Source organism: Streptomyces hyderabadensis, assembly GCF_020404845.1.
Classification (GTDB): domain Bacteria; phylum Actinomycetota; class Actinomycetes; order Streptomycetales; family Streptomycetaceae; genus Streptomyces; species Streptomyces hyderabadensis.
In genome coordinates this window covers 1-17,674 of record NZ_JAIOJZ010000011.1, presented here as the reverse complement: position 1 = coordinate 17,674, position 17,674 = coordinate 1, and the positions used below count along the sequence as shown (strand labels likewise).

The 17,674-nt window shown below is 70.7% G+C and carries 16 protein-coding genes; 13 read left to right on the top strand and 3 right to left on the bottom strand.

The features are described 5' to 3' along the window. Nucleotides 1–233: 233 nt before the first annotated feature. The 6 genes from K7854_RS10985 to K7854_RS10960 all read left to right on the top strand — a co-directional run bounded on the left by K7854_RS10985 (nucleotide 234) and on the right by K7854_RS10960 (nucleotide 8,011). A complete protein-coding gene (locus K7854_RS10985; RefSeq protein ID WP_226026217.1) occupies nucleotides 234–1,952 on the top strand; it encodes a class I mannose-6-phosphate isomerase in 1,719 nt (572 codons plus the stop codon). Then, on the top strand, nucleotides 1,949–2,884 hold the full coding sequence (locus tag K7854_RS10980; protein WP_226026216.1) for an ROK family protein: 936 nt from the start codon (nucleotides 1,949–1,951) through the stop codon (nucleotides 2,882–2,884). Before K7854_RS10985 ends, K7854_RS10980 begins: the two co-directional genes overlap by 4 nt. Nucleotides 2,885–2,927: 43 nt before the next feature. After that, nucleotides 2,928–3,971, top strand: coding sequence for a LacI family DNA-binding transcriptional regulator (locus K7854_RS10975; protein ID WP_226026215.1), 1,044 nt, complete (start codon nucleotides 2,928–2,930; stop codon nucleotides 3,969–3,971). 54 nt (nucleotides 3,972–4,025) lie between these two features. Beyond that, nucleotides 4,026–5,330 (top strand): glycoside hydrolase family 125 protein, encoded by a 1,305-nt coding sequence (locus K7854_RS10970; RefSeq protein WP_226026214.1) that lies wholly within the window; start codon nucleotides 4,026–4,028, stop codon nucleotides 5,328–5,330. A 154-nt stretch (nucleotides 5,331–5,484) separates the two neighbouring features. Continuing rightward, complete coding sequence (locus K7854_RS10965; protein ID WP_226026213.1) at nucleotides 5,485–7,188, top strand: amidohydrolase; 1,704 nt, start codon at nucleotides 5,485–5,487, stop codon at nucleotides 7,186–7,188. A 103-nt stretch (nucleotides 7,189–7,291) separates the two neighbouring features. After that, entirely contained in the window at nucleotides 7,292–8,011 is a 720-nt protein-coding gene (locus K7854_RS10960; RefSeq protein ID WP_226026212.1) for a helix-turn-helix transcriptional regulator, read from the top strand. 133 nt (nucleotides 8,012–8,144) lie between these two features. On the opposite strand, the gene K7854_RS10955 is transcribed toward K7854_RS10960, so the two are convergent. Further along, complete coding sequence (locus K7854_RS10955; RefSeq protein WP_226026211.1) at nucleotides 8,145–9,674, bottom strand: glycoside hydrolase family 43 protein; 1,530 nt, start codon at nucleotides 9,672–9,674, stop codon at nucleotides 8,145–8,147. A 530-nt stretch (nucleotides 9,675–10,204) separates the two neighbouring features. On the opposite strand from K7854_RS10955, the gene xynA reads away from it, so the two are divergent. Continuing rightward, complete coding sequence (gene xynA, locus K7854_RS10950) at nucleotides 10,205–10,930, top strand: endo-1,4-beta-xylanase XynA (RefSeq protein WP_226026210.1); 726 nt, start codon at nucleotides 10,205–10,207, stop codon at nucleotides 10,928–10,930. Between the two features lie 76 nt (nucleotides 10,931–11,006). On the opposite strand, the gene K7854_RS10945 is transcribed toward xynA, so the two are convergent. Next, a complete protein-coding gene (locus tag K7854_RS10945; RefSeq protein ID WP_226026209.1) occupies nucleotides 11,007–11,441 on the bottom strand; it encodes an Rrf2 family transcriptional regulator in 435 nt (144 codons plus the stop codon). A gap of 139 nt (nucleotides 11,442–11,580) precedes the next feature. On the opposite strand from K7854_RS10945, the gene K7854_RS10940 reads away from it, so the two are divergent. Then, nucleotides 11,581–12,318: an SDR family NAD(P)-dependent oxidoreductase gene (locus K7854_RS10940; RefSeq protein WP_226026208.1), complete on the top strand. Its 738-nt coding sequence runs from the start codon at nucleotides 11,581–11,583 to the stop codon at nucleotides 12,316–12,318. Between the two features lie 96 nt (nucleotides 12,319–12,414). On the opposite strand, the gene K7854_RS10935 is transcribed toward K7854_RS10940, so the two are convergent. Next, on the bottom strand, nucleotides 12,415–12,798 hold the full coding sequence (locus K7854_RS10935; protein ID WP_226026207.1) for a winged helix-turn-helix transcriptional regulator: 384 nt from the start codon (nucleotides 12,796–12,798) through the stop codon (nucleotides 12,415–12,417). Nucleotides 12,799–12,903: 105 nt separating this feature from the next. On the opposite strand from K7854_RS10935, the gene K7854_RS10930 reads away from it, so the two are divergent. From K7854_RS10930 to K7854_RS10910, 5 genes are all read left to right on the top strand, one after another. Then, nucleotides 12,904–13,305, top strand: a complete 402-nt coding sequence (locus tag K7854_RS10930) for a RidA family protein (RefSeq protein WP_226026206.1) — start codon at nucleotides 12,904–12,906, stop codon at nucleotides 13,303–13,305. Between the two features lie 340 nt (nucleotides 13,306–13,645). Beyond that, a complete protein-coding gene (locus K7854_RS10925) occupies nucleotides 13,646–14,566 on the top strand; it encodes an ABC transporter ATP-binding protein (RefSeq protein WP_226026205.1) in 921 nt (306 codons plus the stop codon). Next, nucleotides 14,563–15,441: an ABC-2 transporter permease family protein gene (locus K7854_RS10920; protein ID WP_226026204.1), complete on the top strand. Its 879-nt coding sequence runs from the start codon at nucleotides 14,563–14,565 to the stop codon at nucleotides 15,439–15,441. The genes K7854_RS10925 and K7854_RS10920 overlap by 4 nt, the downstream gene beginning before the upstream one ends. A gap of 48 nt (nucleotides 15,442–15,489) precedes the next feature. Next, on the top strand, nucleotides 15,490–16,194 hold the full coding sequence (locus tag K7854_RS10915) for a response regulator transcription factor (protein WP_226026203.1): 705 nt from the start codon (nucleotides 15,490–15,492) through the stop codon (nucleotides 16,192–16,194). Beyond that, nucleotides 16,191–17,674, top strand: a 1,484-nt coding sequence (locus K7854_RS10910; RefSeq protein ID WP_226026202.1) for a sensor histidine kinase, incomplete at its 3' end; no start/stop codon positions are given. The genes K7854_RS10915 and K7854_RS10910, both read left to right, overlap by 4 nt.

Sequence of the window (17,674 nt, the reverse complement as noted above, 5' to 3'; positions counted from 1 at the left end):
GCGGCGTCGGAGAGACCCCGGAGCAGCCCCGGTGTGTGTTGCGTGGAGGTTAACGACACCATTCCGCCGGTAGCAAGAGTTCGAGGGGAAAAGAATCGCCATGAGGTACGAGGGTCGAAAAATGTGCAGCTCATACGCGGTAGCGCGCCTCTATCAAGTCGCGGATCGAGCGTGGACACCTCCAGCCAAGCACTGTTATCGTTAACGCAAGTGGAGCCGAGTAAGGAGCAGATGTGCCCGCGTCCCGTTCGTATGACCCCCTCCCCAGCTACCAGCCGGTCGACGGCAAGGTGACCGTCGGCTGGCCGGCCCTGGCCGCGGAGCTGCCGCCGGGTCCGCTCGTCCTGGCCGTCGACGGTCCCGCGGCCCTCGACTGGAGCGCGCTGGCCGACGGCCTCGCGGGAGCCGTACGCACCGCGGGCCGCGACGTCGACCTGGTCGACGTGCGCGACCACTACGCGGCGGCGGCCGACGAGCGGATCGGGACCCGGCCCGTCCCCGCCGACGACCCGTTCTTCACCCCGCTGTCCCAGGCGCAGGTCGCGGATCTGTTCGACTCCCCTCCACGGCCCGAGCGGCCCGCGCGGGACGCGGTGGTGCTGGTGTACGGGCCGGGCGCGTCGCTGTGCGGACCGGATCTGCTGTGGTACGCCGACCTGCCGAAGCGGTACGCCGAGGCGGCCGTGTCGAAGGGTGAGCTGCCCGTCGGGGTCAACCTGGGGCGCCCCGCCGCGCCCGGCGACCTGGTGCGCCTGTTCTACACCGACTGGCCCGTGCTGGACCGGCACCGGGACACGATCGCGGGACGGATCGACCGGTGGATCGACGTCCAGGACGCGGCCGGCCCGGCCGCACTGGACGGTGCCGCACTGCGCAGCACGCTGGCCCACCTGGCCCGGGGCCCGGTACGCACCCGTCCGTACTTCAACTCCACCCCGTGGGGCGGCCAGTGGGCGGCGAGCGAACTCGGCTTCACCCCGCAGGCGGGGAACACGGCCCTGGGCTACGAGCTGATCGCGCCCGAGGCGGGGGTCCTGATCGGGGACAGGGACGCGGCCCAGGTCGAGGTCCCCTTCCAACTGCTGTGCGCCGCACACCCCGAGGACATGCTCGGCGAGGACGTGCACCGCGCCTTCGGCACCTCCTTCCCGATCCGGTTCGACTACCTGGACACGATGGGCGGCGGCAACCTGTCCCTGCACCTCCACCCGCGGGAGCGGTACATGCGGGAGGTGTTCGGCTGGCCGTACACCCAGCACGAGACGTACTACGTCACCGCGAGCGAGGACGGCGCCCGAGTGCTGCTCGGCCTCACCGGGGAGGCGGACCTCGACGTCATGCGGCGTCAGGTGGAGGACTCGATAGCCAACGGCACCCCGATACCCGTCGAGCAGCACATCCAGTCGCACCCCGCGACGGTGGGCCAGCTGTTCATGATCCCGGCGGGCACACCGCACGCGTCCGGCGCGGGCAACCTGGTGCTGGAAGTGAGCGCGACCCCCTACCTGTACTCCCTGCGGCTCTACGACTGGCTGCGCAAGGATGCCGCCGGTGCCTCCCGGCCCCTGCCCTACGAGCACGGCTTCGCCAACCTGGACACGGCCCGGCGCGGTGAGGACGTCACGAAGGACCTCGTCCAGCAGCCGCGGGTGCTGCGCTCCGGCGAGGGCTGGCGCGAGGAGGTCCTGGGCGCGCTGCCCGAGATGTTCTACGCGGTGCACCGCCTCGTCGTGTCGCGGGGCTGCGACATGCGCGACGACACCGCCGGACGCTTCCACATCCTCAACGTGGCCGCGGGCGAAGGTGCCGTTGTCGAAACCCGCGACGGCCGCACGCACACCCTCGCCTTCGCGGAGACCATCACGATCCCCGCCGCGGTCGGCCCGTACCGCGTCCGCGCCCTGGGCGGCGACGAGGTGCGGATCGTCAAGGCGCTGGTGGTCGAACCGTGAACACGGCACTCACGACGCAGGCCCCGGCGCCGGTGCCGGTGCTCGACATCGGCGGCACGCACGTCACCGCGGCCCTCGTCGACCCCACCGCGAGCCGACCGGCTCCCTCCGCGGTGATCCGCAGGCCGCTGAGGTCGCACGCGGCAGCGGACGACGTCCTCGACGCCATCGCCAGGGCAGCCCTGGCGCTGCCGGCCGGGCACCGCCCGCGCTGGGGCGTTGCGATGCCGGGCCCCTTCGACTACGCCACCGGCGTCGGCCGTTTCGCCGACGTCGGCAAGTTCGAATCCTTGAATGGCGTCGACGTCGGGGCGGGCCTGCGCGAACGCCTGGCCGACCGGTGCGAACGACTGTGCTTCCTCAACGACGCCGACGCGTTCGCCGTCGGCGAGTACGGCTCCGGCGCCGCCGCGGGTCACGACCGCGTCGTCTGCCTGACCCTGGGCACGGGCGTGGGGTCCTCGTTCCTGTCCGGCGGCCGTCCCGTCCACTCGGGTCCCCTCGTCCCGCCCGGCGGACACGCCTACCGCCTGACCGTGCACGGCCGACCACTGGAGGACACGGTCTCGCGTCGCGGCATCCGCACTCACTACGCACGTCTCACCACCGCGACGGAAGACCAGCACCTCCCCGACGTCCGTGACATCGCCGCGCGCGCCAGGAAGGGCGACGCCGCCGCACGGGAGACCTTCCGCTACGCTTTCGACGCACTCGGCCAGGCCCTGGCGCCATGGATCGACCGCTTCGCGGCCACCGCGGTGGTCATCGGTGGCTCCATGGCCCGGTCGTGGGACCTGATCCACCCAGCGCTCACCACCGGGCTGGCACCGGCCGACGGACCGGACGTACCCGTTCTGGCGGCCCGGCAGCCCGAGGAGGCTCCCCTGCTCGGGGCCGCCCACTGGGCACAGGGCGCGCCGGACGCGTCATGAGGACGGGGGACCGGTGCAGGAAGGCAGAGGAAGGGGCAGGAGCATGACCGCTCGCCGGGGCAGCGGGCCGACCATGCACGACGTCGGCAAGCTGGCGCAGGTCAGCGCCATGACCGTCTCGCGTGTGCTCAAGGACGACCCCGGCGTGTCGGAAGCGACCCGCGAGCGCGTCTTCGCGGCGGTCGACCGGCTGGGGTACCGCCGCAACCAGACGGCACGCAGTCTCCGCCTCGGGGGCAGCGGGATGATCGGCCTCGTCGTCACCAACCTCGCCAACCCGTTCTACTCACGCCTCGCCCTCGGCGTCCAGGAAGTGGCGACCGACTACGGCCTGCGCGTCCTGCTCGGCAACTCCGGCGAACGGGCCGACCGGGAACCCGGACTGATCGACGGGCTCGTGGACCACCAGGTCGAAGGGCTGATCGTCGTCCCGGCCGGCAGCCGGCAGCAGCATCTGGCCCGAGCCATGCGGCACGTCCCCGTCGTCCTCGCCGCCCGCCCGCCCGCCGGACTCGACACCGACTGCGTCCTGGTCGAGGACTTCCACGGCGCACGCGAGGCCACCGCATGCCTCCTCGCCGAGGGACAGACCCGCATCGCCTTCCTCGGCAACCCGCCGGCGCTGTACACCGGTGCCGAACGGCTGCGGGGATTCTGGGCGGCACACGAAGAAGTCGGCGTCGAACCGGACAACGCCCTCATCCGCCAAGGTCTGGTGGACGCCGCTACGGCGGAGCGCGCCACCTTCGACCTGCTCGGGCTGGACGAACCCCCCACCGCGCTGTTCTGCACCAACAACCGCATCAGCCAGGGAGCGATCCGGGCCCTGTACAAATCCGGAACCACCCTGCCCGTCGCCGGTTTCGACGACTTCGACCTGTCCGACGTCCTCGGCCTGCCGCTGACCCTCGTCTCCTACGACGCCGACGAGATCGGCCGCCAGGCCGCGCGGCTGCTGATCGACCGACTGGAACAGGACGGTGACGCGGCGCCGCGGGCCTCCCGCCGTGTCACCGTCCCCACGCGGGTCGTCCGCCACGGCGCACCCTCCGCGGACGGACCGGGTCACCCGCCCACCGGCGCCTGACCCACCGTCAAGATCTCTCCGACGGCCGCTCGCCGACCGCCGAAAGGCCGACCCATGAGCTTTCCCACCAGCGTCACGGGCCACCCGATCGTCCAAGAGGCCGTTCACCGGCTGGACGACCTCGGTGATCCGCGCTTCGGTCAGACGTTGACGCGCTGCCTGAACGACACCCTGGCCCGCACCATCCGGCCGATGCCCGACGGCACCGCCTTCGTCGTGACCGGTGACATCCCCGCCATGTGGCTGCGTGACTCCTCCACGCAGATGATGCCCTACCTGGCACTCCTGAAGGACGACGCCGCCCTGCAGGACCTTCTGCTCGCCGTGCTGCGCCGCCAGTTCCGGCAGATCGCACACGATCCCTACGCCAACGCGTTCAACGCCGAACCCTCCGGCCGGGCCCACGACCCCGAGGACCTGTGCGGGGACCCGTGGGTGTGGGAGGAGAAGTACGAAGTCGACTCCCTCGCCTTCCCCCTGCTGCTGGCCCACCGGTTCTGGGCGGTGACCGGGCGGACCGACCACGTACCCGGGATGCTCACCACCGCGCGCACCGTCATCTCGGTGTGGCGCACGGAGCAGGACCACGAGCGTCTCTCCGCCTACCGCTTCCGCCGTGAGAACGGCCCACCGAGCGACACGCTGCCGAACGCGGGACGAGGAACGCCCGTCGCCCGGACCGGGATGACCTGGAGCGGGTTCCGGCCCAGCGACGACGCGTGCGCCTTCGGCTACAACATCCCGGCGAACCTCTGCGCCGCCGCCGCTCTCGACGGCACCGCCGAACTGGCCCGCCACGCCCAGGACGCCGAACTCGCCGAGGACGCCGCCCGCCTGGCGGCAGAGCTGCGAGCGGCCACCGGACGGCACGGCACCGTGCGCCACCCCGACCTCGGCCCGATCTACGCCTACGAGGTGGACGGCAACGGCAACGCGGCACTGATGGACGACGCGAACATGCCCGGACTGCTCTCCCTGCCGCTCGTCGCGAACATCCCCACCACGGACCCGGTGTACCTCGCCACACGAAGGTTCGTCCTCTCCCCGCGGAACCCCACCTGGAACCGGGGGACGGCGGCCGAAGGCATCGGCAGCCCGCACACATCCGAGGGGCACATCTGGCCGATCGCCATCGCCGTGCAGGGGCTGACCAGCAACGACACCGGCGAGCGGATGAGGGCCCTCACGACCCTCCTTTCGACCGACGCCGGCACGGGGCAGATGCACGAGTCGTTCCACAAGGACGACCCGCGCCGGTTCACCCGCCCCTGGTTCTCCTGGGCCAACGCGATGTACGCCGAACTCGCCCTGGACACGGTCGGACTCGGCACCCGGCCCCTGTGGCAGAAGGGGGCCTGAACCCGGCCGGAACCCGCCGCGGGGTGTCCGCCCGCCGTCGTGAGTGCGCGCATCGGTGGGATGACCGATGTGCGGGGGACGGGGGAGTGGCCATAGTCCTCGGAAGATCGTTTCGCGGGTGCCGCCGTGCGCCCGATGACGGAAAGGACCTTCTGTGGACGCGTATGCGGATCTGGTGTTCCTCGGCGGACGGGTGGTCACGGTCGACGCGGAGTTCTCCGTCGCCTCGGCCCTGTCGGTGACCGGAGGACTCATCAGTGCGGTCGGCGACAGGGACGACGTCGCACCGCTCGTCGGACCAGGCACCCGCGTGGTCGACCTGCGCGGGGCGACGCTGCTCCCCGGCATCAACGACTCCCATCTGCACGGATGCGCCTTCGGCATGGCGACACCGCCGCTCTCCCTCGACCTCGGCCATCCCGCCGTGTCCTCCCTCGCCGACGTGGCCGAAGCGGTACGAGAGGCCGCCGCGCGGGTTCCGGACGGGCGGTGGATCACCGGGCACGGCTGGGACACCGGTTACCTCGACGAGTGCGCCCTCGATCCGTCGCGGCAGCCCTCCCGGCGTGACCTCGACGCCGTGAGCCCGCACCACCCCGTCGCCCTGTACTCCTTCTCCGGGCACGCCACCTGGGTCAACTCCAAGGCACTGGAGCTCATGGGCATCGACCGTCACACCGTCGCGCCGCCCGGCGGGGCCGTCGTCGTGGACGAAGCCGGGGAGCCGACCGGGCTGCTCCACGAGGGAGCCCAGGCCCTCGTCCAGAACGCGCTGCCCGCGCTCAGCTGGCAGGAGCGGACCGACGCGATCAGGTCGACCCTCGCCACGCTCGCCCGGCTCGGTGTGACCAGCTACACCGAGCCCGGGCTCGGACCCGGCGGCGACGGCATCATGCGGGGCGCGCTCGGCGCGGAGACCCTCGACGTCTACCGCCGGCTGCTGGCCGACGGCGAACTGACGGCCCGCGTCGGCGTGCTGCTCCTGCCCACCGGAATGGCCAGTACCGCCGAGGAGTTCGCCCGCGCACTCACCGCCCACTCCGACTCCGGTGACGCAGATCCGCGCCGCCTCGCGATCCACGGCGTCAAGATCTTCGCCGACGGCATCGTCCCCAACAGGACGGCGTGGATGCACGAGCCGTACGTCGGTGGCGGCTGCGGCTCCCTGTGCGTCGGCGGCGAGACCGACGCCGAGCGGGTCGCCGAGATCGAGGCCATGATCCGGCACGCCCACGCCGCCGGGCACCAGATGGGAGTGCACGTCACCGGGGACAGGGCCATCGACACCGTCGCTGACGCCTTCGCCGCTGCCATGGCCGAGCAGCCGCGACCCGATGCCCGCCACTACGTCATCCACGGCGACTTCCTCACCGCGCACAGCATGAAGGTGCTGGCCGAGCACGGCTTCGGCGTCAACATGAACCCCACCATCAAGTGGACCGTCGCCGACATGGAGGAGGCGTTCGTCGGCCCCGGCCGGGCGGCGTACGCCTGGCCCTACCGCGATGCCATCGATGCCGGCGTGCGCGTGGCGAGCGGGTCCGACGCCCCCGTCACCCACCCGGACTGGCGCCAGGGCGTCGCCACCATGGTGCTGCGCGAGTCGAAGGCCGCCGGCCGCATCAGCGGTCCCGAGCAGCGCATCGGCCTGGCCGAGGCGATCCGTACGTACACGATCGACGCGGCGTGGCAGGACTTCGCCGACGACTGGAAAGGCTCCCTGGAGCCGGGCAAGGTCGCCGACCTCTGCGTGCTCGACGGGGACCTGCTCACCGCCGACCCCCACGACATCCCTTCGATGCCCGTCGTCCTGACCGTCGTGGACGGACAGGTCGTCCACGACACCCTCCGCGGTTGACGCACTGCCGGCACATGATCATCCTTGGAGGATGGCGGCGGAGCGGAGTACGGCGGGCATCCTGGAAGCGGCCGTCCACGTCCGTGAGGCTGCCAGGGGTGCCATGAGCGGCACGACGGGCGCCGGTGCGGTCCTGGCGGCGCTGTCGGAGGTGATGGAGTACGACCACGCCTCTCTGGCCCGGTGGGATCCGAAGCTGCGGCGCCACACCACCCTGGCCGGGAGCTATCCGGGCGACGCCACGGCCTACATCGAGACCTGCCTTCACCACGACCCGGTGTTCTCCGTGCTCCGAGACCCGGCCCGAGGCGGCCTCTGGCTCACCGACGTCCCCCGGCAGCTCCTGGCGGTGTCCCCGGGCTTCCAGAATGTGCTGTGTCCCCTCGGCATCGAGGACGGCGTGGCCCAGTGCCTGTTCGCCGCCGACGGCCGGTACGTCGGCATGCTGAACGTCAGCACTCGCCGGCCGCGGCGCGCGCCCGACCCGGCGCGCGCCGTGGTCACCCTGCTCACCGAGGCCCTCGCCGCGGCCGTCGACCCCCACGCGGGCCCGTCGCCCGAGTCCCTCGCCGCGGCCGACGGCGCCGCCGATGCACGACGGCCCGGCGGCCTGTCGCCACGCGAGCTCCAGGTGCTGGCCGAACTGACCGCCGGTCGCACCAACCGGGAGATCGCCGAGCGGCTGTACATCACGCCGCGCACCGTGGGGACCCATGTCGAGCACATCCTCGCCAAGCTCGGCCTCCCCAACCGAGCGGCCGCCGCCGCCCGAGCCGCCGCCTGGGGAATCACGGACCTGCCGTGTCACCAGCGGTGTCGCTGACCGGTGTCAGGCCGTCGGCGGCGGTTCCAGGCGAGGATGTCCGTGTGCCGGCCGAGGACGACGGCCGGCGTGGTCGGTGGGCAGGGGGAGGGTCCCGTCGAAGTGGGAACCGACTGACGGCCGTTCACGGGCGTCACACGGACGGTGCCGGGGCGTACTCGAACCAGTCGAAGGCGACCGTGCCCTCGGTGGCGTACATGCCGATCACACGGCCGGTGAAGCCGCAGGCGACCTCGGTGGACAGGTAGCGCCCGTCCAGTTCGGCGAGCGGGCGGGCGTCGGGGGCGTCCGGATCGCCGAGCCCGAAGGCGATGGTGTCGGGCCCCGTGGTCCCGCCGTCGGTGAGTTCGGGCGACGCGGGCACGAGGCCGGACGTCCGGATCGCCACGGTCAGGCGCAGCGGCCCGGCCGGGGCCGCCCGGCGGGCGACGGTCTGGCGCAGCGGTCCGATCCGTGCGACGACGCGGACTTCTCCGTCCCCGGCCTCCACCTCGTAGTGGTGGGCCTCGTCCAGGCGTACGCAGAGACCACCGCGTCCGGTACCCGGGTCGATCAGGGCGGTGACGCGGCAGTCGTGGTGCTGCTGGCGCCGCCCGACGAAGGTGTACCCGGGGCGGTCGAGGGCTGGGCCGGTGGCGCCGATCAGCAGCCAGCCAGGCCGCTCGGTGAGCGACCAGGAGCCTTCCTGGCGGGCGAAGGGTGAGATCCAGTGCGGTGCGAGGGCGGGCCCGTCGAAGTCGTCGCGGGCGGGCGGGGCCGGCAGGGGGTGCCAGGCACCACCCGGGGCCGGATGGCTCACCGGAACGGGTGCGACGACCGGCCATCCGTCCGCGTCCCATTCCACCGGGGTCAGGAACGTCTCGCGGCCGAGGACGTGCACGTCGGGCGTGAAGCCGCGGGGGCGGACACCGAGCAGCACCATCCACCAGCTGCCGTCGGGAGCCTCCACCAGGTCGGCGTGGCCCGTGTTCTGGATGGCGCGGGCGGTCCCGCTGTGGGACAGCAGCGGGTTGGCGGGCGCGCCTTCCCAGGGGCCGCGCGGGGAGCGGCTGCGGGCCACGGACACGCTGTGACCGCGTTCCGTGCCGCCTTCCGCGATCAGCAGGTACCACCAGTCGCCGATGCGGTAGAGGTGCGGTGCCTCGGGGAACTTGAGGCCGCTGCCCGACCAGGTGGCGAAGGGCTTCTCCAGCACCTCGCCTTTGACCGGGTCGATCCTGGCCATGTTGATGCCCCCTTCGGGGCCGGAGAAGGCGCACCAGCAGGTGCCGTTTTCCTCCCATGCCAGGTCGGGGTCGATGCCGGTCAGGTCGATCCACACGGGGTCGCTCCAGGGCCCGTCGGGCCGCTCGGCCGAGACGATGAAGTTGCCGCCACCGTCGATGTTGGTGTTGATGACCCAGTAGCGGCCGTCGTGGTGACGGATGGTCGGGGCGTAGAGGCCTCCGGACGCTTTGGAGCCGGGCAGGGGCAGCGGCAGTTGCCCGGGCCGGTCGAGCACGTTGCCGATCTGCTCCCAGTGCACCAGGTCCTTGCTGTGGAAGAGCGGCAGACCGGGGAAGTACTCGAAGCTGGAGCAGACCAGGTAATAGTCGTCACCGACCCGGCACACGCTCGGATCGGGATGGAACCCACTGAGCACCGGATTGTCGTACGTGCGCATCGAAGCGTCTTCCCTTCAAGTAGCCGGGTGCCGAGAGCTTGCGGGTGAGAACAATCCGGCATCGCCCCACCCGCCAGGGCGTCGAGTCGGCGCAGCGGCTGGACCGTCCAACGGCGTCAGCGCCAGTGCCGCCATCCGCCCCCGCTGTGGGCCTGACGTCCTGAGACCGTCGAAAGTTTCGGTCGTGATGCAGGTGATTGCGTGCTGTCTCTCTCATTTCTCCTCTCATCACTCGCGACAGGTCGGGCGAGAGGGAGCCTGACCTGCGGGATAGTGTTTACCAGGGAATCTGTCTGTGTGGGGAATGTTTCCGAAAGGATGTCGAAACTGTTGACAGGCTCATGGCGTCCTACGAAAACTGTGGCCACTGAACGACAGGGAGGCCAGACCGTCGGTCCGGTCGCGTCATGTGGCCGGGTACGGCAGTCGGTTGTCGCGGCGTGACGACCGGGCGGCCCCCGCCGTGGTTCGGGCAAGGCCGCGGGCGGCAGAAGCCGCCCGCCCCCCACCAGCCTTCATCGGGAGAACGCATGCAGCAGGACGGCACACAGCAGGACCGGATCAAGCAGAATCCCGCCCCCCTCGACGGAGTGAGCCGACGAGGCTTCCTCGGCGGCGCCGGCACCCTCGCGCTCGCCACCGCGTCCGGGCTGCTGCTGCCCGGCGCCGCGCACGCCGCCACCACCATCACCACCAACCAGACCGGCACCGACGGCATGTACTACTCGTTCTGGACCGACGGCGGCGGCTCCGTCTCCATGACGCTCAACGGTGGCGGCAGTTACAGCACCCAGTGGACCAACTGCGGCAACTTCGTGGCAGGCAAGGGCTGGAGCACCGGCGGACGCAGGACGGTCCGCTACAACGGCTACTTCAACCCGTCGGGCAACGGCTACGGCTGCCTCTACGGCTGGACCTCGAACCCGCTGGTGGAGTACTACATCGTCGACAACTGGGGCAGCTACCGGCCCACCGGTACGTACAAGGGCACCGTCTCCAGTGACGGCGGCACCTATGACATCTACCAGACGACGCGGTACAACGCCCCCTCCGTGGAAGGCACCAAGACCTTCCAGCAGTACTGGAGTGTCCGGCAGTCGAAGGTGACCAGCGGCTCCGGCACCATCACCACCGGCAACCACTTCGACGCCTGGGCGCGCGCGGGGATGAACATGGGCCAGTTCAAGTACTACATGATCATGGCCACCGAGGGCTATCAGAGCAGCGGAAGCTCGAACATCACGGTCAGCGGTTGACCTCGGTCCGGCGGACAACGGGCTGTGGGCCCCGGCTGCGTGCCGGGGCCCACAACCATGGTCGTTCGCGGGATCGTCAGTGAGGTGTCGCGAGTACGTCCTGGAGCACGTTCTCGAGGGTGACGAGGGACAGCTCGTGTCTCAGGGTGTTCTCGATGCCCTCGTAGATGGCCTGCATCGCGGGCTGGATGCCGTGGCCCACCACGCATCCCTGGTCCGGGGTGGTGCGGTGCATCGCGAACAGCGGGCCGGGTTCCACCGCCTCGTACACGTCGAGGAGGGTCATGGACTCCAGCTCGCGTGCCAGTGACCAGCCCGCGCCCACGCCCCGCCGGGACTCCACGAGCCCGGCCCTGCGCAGCTCGCCGAGCAGCCGTCTGATCACGACGGGGTTGGTGTTCGCGCTGGCCGCGATCTGTTCGGAGGTGGCGACCTCGTGGCCCTGGCGCTGGTAGAGGCCGATCCAGGCCAGCGCGTGGGCGGCGATGGTCAGCCGGCTGTTGGCGCTCATCGACTCCTCCTCCCAGCCGCAACACTTCGCGTTACGACAGAATGCCACACTCGTGCAGTCGTAACAGTGAAGGTTGCGACTGCCCGTCGTAACAATTACTGTTGCGACAACCGGAAGGGCAATCAACGAGGTGGGAAGAATGAGCAAGTCACTCACGGGCAAGGTCGCTGTGGTCACGGGGGGCAGCATCGGCATCGGATTCGCGACCGCACGTGCGTTCCGCGACGCGGGCGCCCAGGTCTTCATCACCGGTCGCCGCAAGGACGCGCTGGACGCCGCGGCCGCCGAGCTCGGACCTGCCGTGACCGGCGTGGTCTGTGATGTTTCGGTGCCCTCGGACCTCGACGCGTTCTACAGCACCGTGCGCGACCAGGCCGGCCGCATCGACGTGCTGGTCGCCAACGCCGGTATAGGCACCGCGGCTCCGTTCGGCGAGGTGACGGAGGAGCTGATCGACTCGGTGTTCGCGACCAACGTCAAGGGAGCGATCTTCACCGTGCAAAAGGCGCTGCCGCTGCTCAGCGCCAACGCTTCGGTGATCCTCACCGGTTCGACCGCCACGACACGGCCCAGCCTGGGACTCGAGGTCTACGCGGCATCGAAGGCCGCAATCCGCAACCTGGCCCGCGGTTGGGCCCTCAGTTCGCGGGCGCACGGCTTCCGGGTCAACGTCGTGTCCCCGGGCGGTACACGCACCCCTGGTCTGTTCGAGCTGGTCCCGTCCGAGGTTCTCAAGCAGGCCGAAGGCGAAGTCCCCCTCGGCCGGCTCGCCGAACCCGAGGAGATCGCCGCGGTGACTACGTTCCTTGCCTCGGACGCGTCGAGTTTCGTCAATGGTGCCGAGTTCTTCGCCGACGGCGGCTACGCGCAGGTGTGAGGTCTACCGGTACTCCGCCGCTGAGCCGCCCGGAACGCGGGCGGCCGGCCCGTCCCAAGGAATCGCACAACGCGCGAGGGTGCCGTTGCACGCCCGTCAGGCGTCGAAACGGGCGCGTGCACTCTCGATGTGACCGAGGTGCTGGTGGGTCCAGCCGCAAATGGCGTCGACCGCGGTGCGCAGGGCCCGGCCCGGCTCGGTGAGGGTGTACTCGACCCGCGGCGGCACGGTGGGGTGCACCTTCCGGTCGACCAGGCCGTTGCGCTCCAGCATGCGCAGGTTCTGGGTGAGCATCTTGTGGCTGACGCCCTCGACCTCGGTCCGCAGCTCGCTGAAGCGCAGGGTGCGCTCGCCGAGCGCCTCGATGATCAGGAGCGCCCACTTGTTGGCGACGTCCGAGAAGATCTCCCGTGCCAGGGAGTCTGCGCGCCGCAGGTCAGCGTCCTCGGGCAGGCCCTTGAGCAGTTGCTTGGTCACCATCAGGTTCCTCAGTCACCGAAAAGTGCGTTCTTCCAGGTCAGCCTTCACTCTCCTACAGTTCCCGAGTAACCACAAGAGAGCAAGCGAACTGGAAGGGCGAGCACCATGGCCACCATTGACGTCTTCAATCACCACGTACCGGCCGAGAGCGACTTCGGCTACTCACAGGCGATCAAGTCCGGCGAGCTGATCCATGTCTCTGGACAGCTCGCGTTCGACGAGGCAGGCGAATTCCTCCACGCGGGCGACTTCGCCGCCCAGCTCCAGCAGACCTACGCCAACATGGACAGGGTCCTGGACCACTACGGCGCCACCCGGAGCCAGGTCGTCTCGCAGACCCTGTACGTGGTGAACCTGCGGCAGAATGCCGCGGCGACGGCAGAGGGCAACCGGGAGTACTTCGGTGACCACCGCCCGGCCAGCACGGTCGTGGGCATCACTGAACTGACCTTGCCCGGCCAGGTCATCGAAATCAGCTTCGTCGTCGACACGAAACTGCCCGCCTGAGGTCTCCTCCTCGCACGTCTCACAGCCCTCGGGGGCTCCGTTCGTGTGACCGCCACGGAGCATGAGTCGCTACCCCTGAGGGCGGCGGACGTTCGTCGAGCCGGTGGGCAGCGGATCCCGCCCGGGGCCGGGCGGCCGGGCCGAGAGCTGGGGCCACATGGGAGTTTCATGTGAAGTCTGAGACCCTCGGCGGCCGCCGTCGGCGTTTGGCCACGTCAGAGGGCCGAGGCTCCGACGAGGCTTTCATGTTCGTCCAGATCCGGCTCACGTTGTGCGGCCACATTGGTGGCGTGCGGCGGGTGACCGTCACGTGCACAACACCACCGGGTCTGGAGTTCCGATGATCGAAGTACGAGGTCTGACCAAACGCTACGGCGAGGTCGTCGCCGTGGACGATCTGACCTTCGCCGTGCGTGGCGGGGAAGTGACCGGCTTCCTGGGACCCAACGGTGCCGGCAAGTCGACGACGTTGCGCATGATCCTGGGGCTGGACGCCGCCACGTCCGGTACGGCGACCGTGTCCGGGCGGCCCTACTCGGCGCAACCCGCGCCCCTGAAGGCGGTCGGGGCCCTGCTGGACCCGGGCGCCGTGCTGCCCAGCCGTACGGCCTTCCACCATCTGATGGCGCTCGCCGCCGGCAACGGCATCCCGCGCGCCCGGGTGGACGAGGTCCTCGCGGAAGTCGGGCTGGAAAAGGTGGGCCGGCGCCGGGCGGGGACCTACTCCCTGGGGATGCGTCAGCGGCTGGGCATCGCCGCCGCACTGCTGGGCGACCCTCCCGTGCTGGTCTTCGACGAGCCGCTCAACGGGCTGGACCCGGAGGGCATCGTGTGGATCCGCTCGCTGATGCGGAGGATGGCGGCCGAGGGACGCGCCGTGCTCATGTCCAGCCATCTCATGAGCGAGATGGAGCTCACCGCCGACCACCTCATCGTGATCGGCCGTGGAAAACTGATCGCCGACATGACCATGAAGGACTTCATCGCCGCGCACTCCGAGCGCGAGGTCCTGGTCCGCACCCCGCAGTCCGAGGTGCTGCGCGAGCTGCTGCTCAGTGCCGTCGAGGTACGGGTCGAGGACCGCGACACGCTGGTCGTGACCGGGCTGGAGGCCGCGGAGATCGGCGCGCTGGCGTCGGTGAGCGGCGTGGAGCTGCACGAGCTCACCCCGCGGCAGGTGTCCCTGGAGAAGGCGTTCATGGACCTGACCAGCGAGGCCGTGGAGTATCGGACGGAGTCGGAGAAGGAGACGGGCCGATGAGACAGAGCACCGTACGGCCCGCCTCCGATCCCACGAGGTTCCCGCCCGGACGGCGGCTGCGGGCCATTCCGCGTCGCGAGCGTGAGCGTGGCGGGGCGGCGACCTTCGCGCACTGCCTGCACGCCGAGTGGATCAAGATCCGGACGATGCGGTCGACGCTCTACGTGCTGCTCGGCACCTTGGCCTGCTGCGCCGGGCTCGCCGCGCTGAACGGCTCGTCGGCGGGCGACGAGTTCGCTGGCCTGAGCCCCGCGGACCAGGCCGCCTTCGATCCGCTGGCCACCAGCCTGCGGGGCTATCTGATCGCGCAGATCACCCTGGGCCTGCTGGGCGGTCTGGTCGTCACCTCGGAGTACGGCGCCCGCACGATCGTCTCCACCCTCGCCTCCGTTCCGCACCGCGGGCGGGTACTGACGTCCAAGGCCGTGGTGCTGGTGGCCGTGGCGTTCCCGACCGGGCTGGTGGTCTCGCTGATCGGGTTCCTCGTCGGGCAGGCGGCTCTGTCGGGGGCCGGCGCCCCGCATCTGGCTCTGTCCGACGGCGTGGCGCTGCGGGGCATCCTCGGCGGGGGGCTCTATCTCGCACTGGCCGGGCTGTTCGGACTCGCCCTGGGCAGCGTGATCCGCTCCACGACGGCGACGGTGACGACGCTGTTCGCAGTGATGCTCATCGTCCAGGCGTTCGCCCCGGCGCTGCCCGGCGGGCTCGGCGACTGGGTGTCGACGTACTGGCCGCCGATCGCCGGCGGGCAGATCGTCACCGCCTACCAGGACCCGGACCTGCTCGCCCCCTGGGCGGGGCTGGGGGTCATGGCCGGGTGCGTGGCGGTCATGATGGGAGCGGCCCTTGCCGTCTTCCGCAAGCGTGACGCCTAGCGGGGCGCGACAGTGAGGACAAGAGGCCACCGACCGGGGACGGGTGCCATGACGGTGAGACAACGACTGCTGCTGGTGGAGGACGAGCCCACACTGCGTGAGCTGCTGTCCGCCAGCCTCCACCTGGCGGGCTTCCAGGTGATCCCGGCCGAGACGGGCGCGCAGGCCCTCGACGCGGTCCGCGCGGAGCGGCCCGACCTGATCGTCCTGGACGTGATGCTGCCTGACTTCGACGGCTTCGAGGTGGCCCGCCGCCTGCGGGAACAGCCGGTCGGTCACCACGGCACGCACCCGCCGATCCTCTTCCTGACCGCCCGGGACGCCGCCGAGGACCGCATCAGCGGTCTGCGGGCGGGCGGGGACGACTACGTCACCAAGCCCTTCAACCTCGAAGAACTGGTCCTGCGCATCCAGGCCGTGCTGCGCCGCACCAGCGGTCGCCGCACGGACGGTCTCCTGGTCGTGGACGACCTTGAACTCGACCCGGACAGTCATCTGGTGACCCGGGGCGGCCGGCCGGTCGCTCTGTCCCCGACCGAGTTCAGTGTGCTCCGCGTGCTGATGGAGAACACCGGGCAGGTCATGTCCCGGGAACAGCTCCTGGACCAGGTGTGGCACTTCGACTTCAACGGCGACGACTCCATCGTCGCCTCCTACATCAGCTACCTGCGCCGCAAGATCGACACCCGGGAACCGAAGCTGATCCACACCGTGCGCGGCACGGGATACGTCCTGCGCAGGCCACGCTCGTGAGCGCCACGACCTCGCGCTGGTCCCTCGGCCGGGTGTCGCTGCGCGCACGAGTCGTGACCATCAGCCTGCTGCTGGTCGTCGCCGCGCTGCTGACGAGCAACGCCCTGCTCGTCACCCTGCTGGAACACCAACTGACGCAGCAACTGGACGACCGTCTGCGCACCATCGCCACCGCGGCCGCGCGGCTGCCGGTTCCCGCCGACGCGCCGGACGGGACGCCCTCGGTGACGACCGACACGGCGGAACGCGAGCTGGTCGGCGACGTCTACGTGGCCTACCTCGACGCAGAGGGCCGGGCCCGGCGCACGTTGCGCCCGGCTACGGAGAGCCTCCCGGACCTTTCCACGCTCGACTCCGAGGCCGTCGCGGCCCACGACGATCACCCCTTCACGGCCTCGGCCGAGGACGACGGCGAGTGGCGTGCGATCGCCATGCCGCAGCAACCCGTACGGTCACCGGTGACCGACCCGTCCGCCGCCAACGGCAGCGTGGTCGTGGCCGGTTCGCTGGCCGAGGTCAATTCGACGATGCGGCACCTGGGCGTGTGGATGCTGGTGATCGACTCCCTCGTTCTGGTCCTGCTGGGCGTCGTCGCCTGGTTCGCGCTGCGGGCCGGTCTCGGACCGCTGCGGCGCATCGAGGCGACCGCGGCGGCCATCGCGGGCGGTGACCTCACCCGCCGCGTTCCCCGGCCGGCCACCACCCGCACCGAACTCGGCCGGCTGTCCGCAGCGCTCAACGGCATGCTGGACCGGATCGAGGCCGGCGACGCCGCCCGCGCCGCCACCAACGAACGCATGCGCACCTTCATCGCGGACGCCAGTCACGAACTGCGCACCCCCCTGTTCGGCATCAAGGGCTTCACCGAGCTGTACCGGATGGGAGGTATGCCCCGGCGCGAAGACGTCGACTCCGCGATGAGCCGGATCGAGCGCGAGGCGGCCCGGCTCGTGCGCATCGTGGAGGACCTGCTGCTGCTCGCCCGGCTCGCCGAGGACCCTGCCGGCGACGGGCACCTGCCGCTCCAGACCACCCCGATGGACCTGCGCTCACTGGCCGCCGACGCCCTGCACGACCTGCGGGCCCTGGCTCCCGAACGTCCCGTCACCCTGACCGGCCCGGACGGCGGCCCACCCGGTGTCGCACCGGTACTCGGCGACGAGTCGCGGCTGCGCCAGGTGACCTCCAACCTCGTCGGCAACGCCATCGCCCACACGCCGCCCGGCACCCCGGTACGCATCGGCGTGGGGACGCTGGGAGACCGGGCGGTCCTCGAGCTGAGCGACCAGGGGCCGGGAATGACGGCCGAGCAGGCCACCCACGTCTTCGACCGCTTCTACCGCGCGGACACGGCCCGCACCCGCACACACACCGGAGGAGCCGGGCTCGGCCTGTCCATCGTCCACTCCCTGGTGACCGCACACCACGGCCGAGTGGACGTACGGACCGCCCCCGGCCAGGGAGCAACCTTCCGCATCCT

What these genes read in the sequence shown, in the direction of transcription:
- K7854_RS10975 (WP_226026215.1), top strand. Translation starts at nt 2,928, where the DNA reads ATGACCGCTCGCCGGGGCAGCGGGCCGACCATGCACGACGTCGGCAAG.
- K7854_RS10970 (WP_226026214.1), top strand. Translation starts at nt 4,026, where the DNA reads ATGAGCTTTCCCACCAGCGTCACGGGCCACCCGATCGTCCAAGAGGCC.
- K7854_RS10960 (WP_226026212.1), top strand. Translation starts at nt 7,292, where the DNA reads ATGAGCGGCACGACGGGCGCCGGTGCGGTCCTGGCGGCGCTGTCGGAG.
- K7854_RS10955 (WP_226026211.1), bottom strand. Translation starts at nt 9,674, where the DNA reads ATGCGCACGTACGACAATCCGGTGCTCAGTGGGTTCCATCCCGATCCG.
- xynA (WP_226026210.1), top strand. Translation starts at nt 10,205, where the DNA reads ATGCAGCAGGACGGCACACAGCAGGACCGGATCAAGCAGAATCCCGCC.
- K7854_RS10945 (WP_226026209.1), bottom strand. Translation starts at nt 11,441, where the DNA reads ATGAGCGCCAACAGCCGGCTGACCATCGCCGCCCACGCGCTGGCCTGG.
- K7854_RS10940 (WP_226026208.1), top strand. Translation starts at nt 11,581, where the DNA reads ATGAGCAAGTCACTCACGGGCAAGGTCGCTGTGGTCACGGGGGGCAGC.
- K7854_RS10935 (WP_226026207.1), bottom strand. Translation starts at nt 12,798, where the DNA reads ATGGTGACCAAGCAACTGCTCAAGGGCCTGCCCGAGGACGCTGACCTG.
- K7854_RS10930 (WP_226026206.1), top strand. Translation starts at nt 12,904, where the DNA reads ATGGCCACCATTGACGTCTTCAATCACCACGTACCGGCCGAGAGCGAC.
- K7854_RS10925 (WP_226026205.1), top strand. Translation starts at nt 13,646, where the DNA reads ATGATCGAAGTACGAGGTCTGACCAAACGCTACGGCGAGGTCGTCGCC.
- K7854_RS10920 (WP_226026204.1), top strand. Translation starts at nt 14,563, where the DNA reads ATGAGACAGAGCACCGTACGGCCCGCCTCCGATCCCACGAGGTTCCCG.
- K7854_RS10915 (WP_226026203.1), top strand. Translation starts at nt 15,490, where the DNA reads ATGACGGTGAGACAACGACTGCTGCTGGTGGAGGACGAGCCCACACTG.